The following is a 1,276-nucleotide window of genomic DNA, read 5'->3' as shown; positions in this document are numbered from 1 at the left end:
TCGGCCGGCCCGGCGCCCGCAGGAACACCGCCAGGACCGCGGAGGCGAGCCCGATGCTGCCCGCGAGGGCGAAGGCACCGCCGTAGCCCCAGGCATGGACGACGAGGGCGCCGACGCCGGAGCCGACCAGGCCGGAGATCAGCTTCGAGCTGTAGACCATTCCGTAGTTCGAGGCGTTGTTGTTCTCACCGAAGTAGTCCGCGGTCATCGCGGCGAACAGCGGGAAGATGGCGCCGCCACCGAAGCCGGAGACCATCGAGCAGAACAGGAAGAACGGCATCGAGCCGATGTCGCCGGAGAAGAAGACCCCGAACTGCGCGGATCCCAGGACCAGACAGACGATGATCAGCGTGTTGCGGCGTCCGTACCGGTCGGAGATCCAGCCGATGACACCCCGGCCGGTCCCGTTCACGATCGCCTTGAGCGACATGGCCGTGGCCACGATGCCGCCGGCGAACCCCATTTCCTTGCCGAACGGCACCTGCATGGCGATACCGAAGATGTTGATGCCTGCCGTGCAGAGCAGACAGAACCACATCATCCACAGCACCGGGGTCCGGGCCGCCTCACGCGGGGTGTACTGCTTGACCGCCGGCGGGTTCTTGGCCAGCGACCGCACGATCCGCGGGTCGTCCGAGACCTTCAGCGGATCGACGTGGTCGGGCCACCAGTTCTTCGGCGGGTCCTTGAAGAACCAGCCGGCGACCGCGACGACCGCACAGCAGACGACCCCGACGGAGACCAGAACACCCTGGTAGTTGGACAGGTCCATGTACGAGGTGAAGAGGAACACGAACGGCACCGAGCCATAGGCGAAACCGCCGTTGACCATGCCGGTCTTGCCGCCCTTGCGCTCCGGGTACCACTTGCCGACCATGTTCACGCAGGTCGCGTAGACGAGTCCGGCGCCGATACCGCTGAACATGCCGAAGCCGAAGTAGGCGACGATGACATGCGGTGCGTACGCCAGCGAGAGATAGCCGAGCAGGGTGCCCAGCGCTCCGAGCATCATCGCGCTCCTGGCCGGCAGTCTCCCGCTCTCGCGGAGCTGCCCGGCCGGGAAGGCCACGGCTGCCTGGAAGAAGATCCAGACCCCCATCAGCCAGAAGATGTGGCCGCTGGCCCACATGTGCGCGTCGTGCAGCGTCTCCTCGGCGGAGGTGAACGCGTACTCCGACGAGCTGATGCCCATCATGCCGATCCACGGGAAGAGCACCATGGTCCAGCGCGGTCTCCGCATGATGTCCCGGTCGGACTCACCGAGCCGGAACACGCG

The 1,276-nt window shown here is 66.4% G+C and carries 1 protein-coding gene; it reads right to left on the bottom strand.

Going from position 1 to position 1,276, the window contains the following annotated elements:
* Positions 1-1,276: OFA family MFS transporter (locus tag ACWCP8_RS41180; RefSeq protein ID WP_451121688.1), on the bottom strand; the 1,276-nt coding region annotated here is incomplete at both ends.

The sequence above is a fragment of the Streptomyces sp. NPDC002206 genome, from assembly GCF_053593595.1.
The sequence above is the reverse complement of the archived record's forward strand: the minus strand, read 5'-3'. Positions and strand labels throughout refer to the sequence as shown.